This is a genomic window from Salinibacterium sp. (assembly GCF_031364185.1).
Lineage (GTDB): Bacteria > Actinomycetota > Actinomycetes > Actinomycetales > Microbacteriaceae > Rhodoglobus.
The window spans coordinates 1-6,994 of the sequence record NZ_JANLVV010000312.1; the positions used below are offsets into that span (position 1 = coordinate 1).

Consider the following 6,994-nt stretch of genomic DNA (forward strand, 5'->3'; position numbering starts at 1 on the left):
CGGCCACGGGCTGCTACATGTGGGGTATCCGCCCTTGCTCCCCCGCATGCTGAATGAGGGCGGCCGGCCGCTCCATGACCTGCTCGCGCGGGCGCGTGCCGCCCATGTCACGTCCTCGCTCGACCTTGCCGTCGTCGACCCACGCTCTGCCGTCGGAGCGCTCGACTGGTCGGGCATCCTGGCGCTGGCTCTGTCCGAGACGGATATCGCGACTCCCAGCCTTGATGACCTCACGTCGGCCCTTCGAATCGCGGAGCCGTACTCACCCGCCCTCGTAGATCGGCTGGCTGACCGACTGCTTGCCGAGGGTGCCGCTGTCGTTGCTCTCTCGGCGGGGCGTCACGGCCTGCTCGTGAAAACTGCGAGCACGGCGCGACTTCGAGAGGGCGGAGCAGCGCTTGCGCCCCACGCCGAGGCATGGAGTGACCGCACCCTGCACGTGCAACCTCGACGGGTCGTGAACCCGGTGACCACCAACGGTGCCGGTGATGCAAGCACCGCTGGCCTGCTGTTCGCGCTTTCACGCGGGGCGACACTGGAGCAGGCCGCATCCCTCGCGAACGCGTGCTCGGCGGTGGTGATGAGCGGAATCCGCCCGACCCCGTCAGCGATACTGTCGCTCGATTCCACGCTGGCTCCCTTGTTCATCCCCGGCGCAGCCGCATGAGCGGAACCGCGGTGGGGCCGATACTGCTCCCCTCCAACCAACCGCCCGCGCGTTTCTATCGGGGTGGCAGGCGCATCTCCGAATTTCGCCATGAGCTGCCGTCGCCTCCGAATACTCCCGAGGATTGGGTGGGGTCGACCACGAGCGTGCGGGGTAATGCACCGGTCGGAATGACAAGACTCGGGGATGGCACGCTGCTCGCCGATGCGATCGCCAGCGACCCAAAATCCTGGCTTGGCTCGGATCACGTGGCGCGGTTTGGCATCGACACCATGCTGCTGGTCAAGCTGCTCGACGCGGGCCAGCGGCTCCCGGTGCACGCGCATCCTGATGCCAGCTTCGCCGCGCGCCACATTGCTGCGACGCACGGTAAAGCCGAGGCTTGGTACATCCTCACCCCCGGTGTGGTGCACCTCGGCCTGAACCAGTCGGTCACCCTCGAGCAGTTGGGCGCTCTCGTCGCGCAGCAGGATACGGCGGCTCTGCTCGCTCTCACTCACGGTGTTCCGGTTGAGCCGGGCGACACCGTGTTTGTTCCACCCGGGGTGCTTCACGCGATCGGCGAGGGCATCCTGCTCGTCGAAGTCCAGGAACCAGAGGATCTGTCGATACTGCTCGAGTGGAAGGGATTTGACCTCGATGGTGAGCACGATGGACATCTGGGGCTTGGATTTGAGCTGGCGTTGAAGGCCGTCGAGATCCACGCTCGGAGCCGCGACGAAATCGACTCACTCGTGCGCCGGGCTCCCCCACCCGGGTCCGTACTTTCTGCCGAGTCTGAGGCGTTCTTCAGGCTGGATCGCGTGCACTCTCGCGCGGACTTCCCGGCGGGTTTCAGCATCATCATCGCCCTCGATACTGCTGCGAACCTCACTCTTGCGTCAGGCGCAGAGATGCCGCTGCATCCCGGGTCAACCACTCTCGTGCCGCACGTCTCAGGTAGCTTTCGGGTCGGCGGTGACGCGCTGGTTGCCCGCCCTCCGGCCGGCAGCTAAGGCACCACGCGCTCGCTCGAACACCAGTTAGTTTCGGGAAAAGAGTCGCGCAAAGAAGCCCGGCGACGATGGCTGCTTCTCGTGGCCGGCGCAGCGCTGTGCGGCCGGGACCATGCGCATCACCTGGTCGACATGCTGCCCGCAGCCAGCCCAGGTCGTCTTGCCGCACTGTTTGCAGGTGACCGCATGGCACATGGTGAGACCCTTCTCGGATGTTGTCCTTCTAATTATACCCCTGGGGGTATGTTGATATCGAGGAGCCAGGCACGCAGGGCCGCCATCGCAGACCCGAGTTTTCAAGCCTGCGAAGTCTCACACTGTGACGAACGGCGCTATTGCCACCGCTCGGTTTGCGAATTCCAGCGCCCCATAGTGGAGCCGGCCAGCACCGCGTCCGCGAACCGTGCGAGTGATTCGAGGACGTCGGCGAAGCGCTCGGGAAGCTCCTGCTCTCGTCCCGTACGTCGACGCCAGGCGAGCCACTTCTCTTGCGCCCGCTGTGGCATCGGCGCCAGGAGCGGAAGCAACGGTCGCAGCTCGACGTGACGGTACTCAGCGACCACCGCCAGCGAGGCCGCGAACTCTGCGGCGGCTACGGGGCGCGCCCGAACCAGGGTGTAGACATCGGCGAAGTCGCGCCAGCGCGTATTGGCTTCGCCGCGGTCGATGGCGGTAACGATCTTCTCGGCGAGAACCATCGTCAGCGGATAGCCGAACAGCGTGACCGGCGGTTGCCCCAGTTCGACGACGCGCGGCAGCTCAACGAGGGACGGTGGCGGCCAGATCGGATCGCCGAAGTTGACATCGATGCCGATCGTCAACTTTGCGAGCCCGAGTGCGCCGACAAGTCTCACGCGTATCCCGGCGTACTCGTCATCGCCACGGATCACGGATGCCTTGATGCTCTCCGTGTCGAAGAGCACACCGTCGGCCACGTCGAGCGCGGCGATCTGGCGGACACGCGCAGTAACTTGATCCGCGTCGTTCGCGAGTCCTGTTGCTTGCAGGTCGATGTCCTTGGTCGGTCGGCGTGCGGCGAATGCGGCCAGCAGCACGCCTCCTTTGAGCACGAAGTCATCGCGGTAGTCGGAGGCCGCGATGCGTGCCAGCAGGGCTTCGAGCACATACAGAGTCTGCAGATCCTGAACGTCGGCACCGGATTGCCGCGCGAGCTGCCGGATGGCGATGCTCGCATCCCCCGCAGGAGTGCCGTGCTGCGGGTTCGGGCTCACAGGAGCACCTCCAAGGCGTTCTGCATCGCGGGGCGCGCCGTCGGGAAATCCTGCGCGAGGGCGAGCAGCTCCCCTGGGCTGTTGCCGTGGCCACGCAGCCAGCGCTTCAGCGAGCCGATCGCGAGATCGCTTCCCCACGTGTGTCGAAGCCGAAATAGGTCAATGATCGTCCGCTCGGGCGAATACAGCCCGATCGCCAGCCCGCCGGGCAGGAGATGCTCGGTGCGGCCGATCTCGAAGGTGTCGGGCGAGAAACGGTGCCAGGTGATCGGCGCGTAGTGGATGGTCGCAGGCTGACTCCCGCGCGAGATGGCGATGTCGCTGCCGCGGGGGATCTCGTCGGTCAGGTCGTGCAGTGCGGCCGCCGACAGCAGGCAGATCGTCGCTTCCGGCTTCTTGGTGGCGATCGCCATCCACGCGGCTGTGGTGTCGTCGATCGCCCCGGCGCGCAGAAACGTTCCGGGAGCGATCCGCTCGTATTCCCCGTCCTGGAGAATCCGGTCGAACCGATGCCGAGTCAGTGCCAGTTCACCGAAGTCGCGATATCGCAGGAGATCATGCAGCATCGTCATACTAATAGCCTCCTCAATATCAACAAAAACCGTTACAGGCCTAGTGTACATGGCTGTATTTCTGTTGACTACCGCAAGCATCTGGATCACTCGTCCTTCGCCAGTGCACGGTCGCGCAACTCGGCGGTGATGGGACTGACCATCTCGTTGCGGCGAATGTAGTACTGGATCGTAATCTTCGAGTCGGTGTGACTGAGCAGTTCGGCCGCGAGGTCGACACCCGCCTGCTCATTGATGACCGTCGCGACTGTGCGCCGGAATATGTGCGGTGTCACCCCGGTGATCCCCGCAAGGTCCATGACGTGCCGCAGTTGGCGACGCACGTTGTCCGTTGTCAGCGGCGTCCCCTCGCGACTACAGAACAGCAGCGCGTCCAGCGAAGGGCCGTGCAACCGGGTCAGCCGCTTACGCACCGCCTCTGCGGTAAACGTCGGGATCGCCACCGTCCGCCTCTACTTCGCTGTCTTCGGATGATCCTGCCGCGCCGTTGGCTCACCCCGGTGGCTGACGATCGTCCCGGCGATGCGGATCGACGGTGGCGCGCCTGTGATGTCGATGTCGCGGCGGCGGATCGCGAGCACCTCGCCGATGCGGGCAGAGGTGCCCAGCATGACCTCCACGATCGCACCGAGCTGACCGTCCGGCCTCGGCCCCGATGGTGAGCGGCCCGCTTCCCAGTACGCGATGGGCAGGCGGATCGCGTTGACCTCAGTCGGAGTCAGCGCATCCGGCACATGGGGAGGACGGTGCAGACGAGATACGTGATCCATCGGGTTGCGCAGCAGCACCTCGTGGCGCACCGCGAGTCCGAGCGCCAGACGCAGCACGACACGAGCTTGCTTGGCACGGTTGTAGCTCTGCTTCGCCAACGGCTTGAGGAAGTGGTCACAGCGCGCGACGCCGATCTCACGCAGGGTGAGGTTGCCGAAAGCGGGCGTCACCAGCGTGCGCATGTTGCGCTCGTAGAGCAGCCGGGTCGTGCGGGAGAGCCGGTCTTCCAAGTCGAGGTGCTCCAGCCAGTAAGTGACCGAATCACCGAACGGATTGTCCGGTGCAAGTATCGAAGTTGACGACTGGAAGAGGGTTCGGTCCGCGAGCTTCGACCTCAATGCTCGATCTGCGCTCTTCAGCGAATCACCAGTGGCCTGAACGAGCCTGGTCTTGCCGTCCCAGTCGCGGTAGCGGGCGCGTGCCTCCAGCTTGCCGCCCGGCGTGCGCTGCACGCTGATCTCGCCGAATGTGCCGATGGTCAGGCGCGGGCGGCTCATCGGGTCACCGCCCTGATTTCTTGTGCGGATCGATTTCGCGTTGCTGCTCGATCCAGATCCGTACGTCGGAGACAGCGAACTTCAGGTGCTTGCCGAAGCGGTACGCGCGTGGCCCCAGCCCGCGGGTGCGCCAGTCGTAGACGGTCAAGACCGGAACACCGAGATACGACGCCAGCTCGGCAACGTCGAGCAGCGGTTCCAGCCCCCAGAGGTTCGACGCGATATCGGTGTCCATACCGAATAGGTGCGACGGCCCCACCAGAGCGACAGGAGACAACTCGAACCGACGCCGAGCTACCGGACCGTGGTGCCGTCGAAGCGACGCGAAGAGGGTTTTTCGATGGGGTTTTCGATGACTAGATCGAATACTTCAACCTTAAAAGTCCCGGAAACCCCTGAGTTTCCGGGACTTTTTTGTGGGCTGTTCTAAGAACCTCAACTCCCCCGCAATTGCGCGGTGGATGTTCTCCGGCTGATCGTGCTTTCCTCCGCGCTCCTAGGGATTTTCCTCTTTTGACGGGCACGCTTAGGGGCCCCGGGTCGCAACTAATGGTCCCGCGACCAATGTTGGTGGCGCGAGCTTCAGGGTGGAGACCCGTGCGTCGACCGCGCCACTGCGCGAGATTGTCGCAACGACCCGGACGGCAATATGGAACAACGGTCTGCCCCTAAGACGCTCCCGGGCTAAAGACGATTTCTGGGCCATGGCGCTGTGTCGGTGAACGTCGGTGACACACCCCGCTCGGGATCCAGATTTTGCGAGGCTCCGAACCTAACGCCGTCGTCGCTCCCCGTCCTGGTTGAGGACCGTGTCTACAACGAGTGCCGCGCAGACGACGATCGATAGCAGAGGGTCTTCCAGCCGCTTGTGCATTTGGAGCACATAGTTGTCGGCCTTGGTAAATATTTCCTTACTGAGTCCCGCCCAAACCTTGGTTATGCGAGCAATTTCATCACCTTGGGTGTCCTGGATACTGAAGTCCCAGGCACGCCAGCTTTCAGCGTTGATCGTACCGAGGGTCTCACCGGCCGATTCCATTCGGAAGCGGATGTTGAACCGGCCGCCGAGCAAGGACGCCATTACTCCAAAATTCTCCTGCACGATTCGTCCCAGATTCGATCCGTCCTCACGCATGATTGTCACTGTTGACTTAAGAACTGTGGCCGGCCGGGTGACCGTCAAAAAGGGTTGACCATCTGCATCGACAATCTGAAAGCGTTTGGTGGCGTTGTCCTGCCCGACGATAACGCTCGACATGCTCGTGCCAAATTGACGAACGCCGCCGACCTTGCTTCCATTCGGGCTGAAGACGGAATATTCAGCTCTCCTCTCGAATAGCTTCGCTTTTTGATTCACGACCAAAATTTGCTCGGTGAGAAGCGTGCCACCGCCTAATTGAGTGGAATTAGAAACCCCGAGCTGTCTCATTTGCCGCTGCACATTCTTGCTGACTGAAGCGTTTGCAGTAGCAGGCAAGCTGCCCTGCACTGGGAGTGCGGCTGCGCGCGTAGGAGGCGCGACCACGGGTGAGTCAATCGACTGAGTTCCCGATGAGCCAACATGTTCGGTCCATTGAAGCCCATCCCACCAGCGGTGTTGATACCGGCCAAAGGGGTCGGGGAACCACCCCGGGGTCGATTCCTGATTCATAACTGGAGGCTAACAGCGGAGCCGCCGACTCGTGAGGGCGTTTCGTCCCCCGCCGCAAAGTCAGATCTGGGGCCACGGCCTCAGTTAGTCCGGGATGGTTCCGGCCACTGAAGGTTCCAAACGCATTCAAATCCAGAAGAGGGAGCAATGTTGTTGGTAGTCGCCAGTGCTCCATCCAGGCACGAATCAAGGAGGGCTTCGCCCCGCGTCGTTGTTACATCAGAATCGAGGAATGAAATCGCCCACCAGCACGATCGACATTACCGAACGGCGATCATACGAGAGCCGCCGAGCTCTTGCCGTCTTGGCTCAACGGATCAATGGAAGCATTGTGAGCCAGAAACGACTGCGGCCAGGTGTTGATCCAGAGGAGAACGTTAGAGACTTCGTAGAAAAGCTCGATTGGCGACTGCCCGAGGATCTCCACAGAATGGGCGCCGACTACCGAGCGTCATCGGGTCTAATTTCGCAAACTCTCAGCGCCGTGCTCGATGACACGCTGAACACCTTCTCGGCTTCGGTGCAAATTTCTGAACATGTCATTGAGAAATGCATACGAGATTGGAAACGCGCAGGAGGCCCCTGGCGCAAGACCGACGCCCTGATCCG

The 6,994-nt window shown here is 62.8% G+C and carries 9 protein-coding genes; 3 read left to right on the top strand and 6 right to left on the bottom strand.

From position 1 onward, the window contains the following. Together RMN95_RS13525 and RMN95_RS13530 are read left to right on the top strand one after the other, a co-directional pair. Positions 1-667: PfkB family carbohydrate kinase (locus tag RMN95_RS13525; RefSeq protein WP_309617432.1), on the top strand; the 667-nt coding region annotated here is incomplete at its 5' end. Continuing rightward, the gene (locus RMN95_RS13530; RefSeq protein ID WP_309617433.1) at positions 664-1,662 is read left to right on the top strand and encodes a class I mannose-6-phosphate isomerase; all 999 of its coding nucleotides are present in this window, start codon (positions 664-666) and stop codon (positions 1,660-1,662) included. The genes RMN95_RS13525 and RMN95_RS13530, both read left to right, overlap by 4 nt. A 332-nt stretch (positions 1,663-1,994) precedes the next feature. Here RMN95_RS13530 and RMN95_RS13535 read toward each other — a convergent pair whose 3' ends face one another. The 6 genes from RMN95_RS13535 to RMN95_RS13560 all read right to left on the bottom strand — a co-directional run bounded on the left by RMN95_RS13535 (position 1,995) and on the right by RMN95_RS13560 (position 6,385). Further along, a complete protein-coding gene (locus RMN95_RS13535) occupies positions 1,995-2,894 on the bottom strand; it encodes a nucleotidyl transferase AbiEii/AbiGii toxin family protein (protein WP_309617434.1) in 900 nt (299 codons plus the stop codon). Next, complete coding sequence (locus RMN95_RS13540; protein ID WP_309617435.1) at positions 2,891-3,466, bottom strand: hypothetical protein; 576 nt, start codon at positions 3,464-3,466, stop codon at positions 2,891-2,893. Before RMN95_RS13540 ends, RMN95_RS13535 begins: the two co-directional genes overlap by 4 nt. 86 nt (positions 3,467-3,552) lie before the next feature. Further along, a complete protein-coding gene (locus tag RMN95_RS13545; protein WP_309617436.1) occupies positions 3,553-3,909 on the bottom strand; it encodes a tyrosine-type recombinase/integrase in 357 nt (118 codons plus the stop codon). Between the two features lie 9 nt (positions 3,910-3,918). Continuing rightward, the gene (locus RMN95_RS13550) at positions 3,919-4,734 is read right to left on the bottom strand and encodes a hypothetical protein (RefSeq protein ID WP_309617437.1); all 816 of its coding nucleotides are present in this window, start codon (positions 4,732-4,734) and stop codon (positions 3,919-3,921) included. A 4-nt stretch (positions 4,735-4,738) separates the two neighbouring features. Further along, positions 4,739-4,969 (bottom strand): helix-turn-helix domain-containing protein, encoded by a 231-nt coding sequence (locus RMN95_RS13555; RefSeq protein ID WP_309617438.1) that lies wholly within the window; start codon positions 4,967-4,969, stop codon positions 4,739-4,741. 537 nt (positions 4,970-5,506) lie between these two features. Then, positions 5,507-6,385 (bottom strand): phospholipid scramblase-related protein, encoded by an 879-nt coding sequence (locus RMN95_RS13560; protein WP_309617439.1) that lies wholly within the window; start codon positions 6,383-6,385, stop codon positions 5,507-5,509. Positions 6,386-6,617: 232 nt separating this feature from the next. Between RMN95_RS13560 and RMN95_RS13565 the strand changes: the two genes are divergently transcribed. Then, positions 6,618-6,994: hypothetical protein (locus tag RMN95_RS13565; RefSeq protein WP_309617440.1), on the top strand; the 377-nt coding region annotated here is incomplete at its 3' end.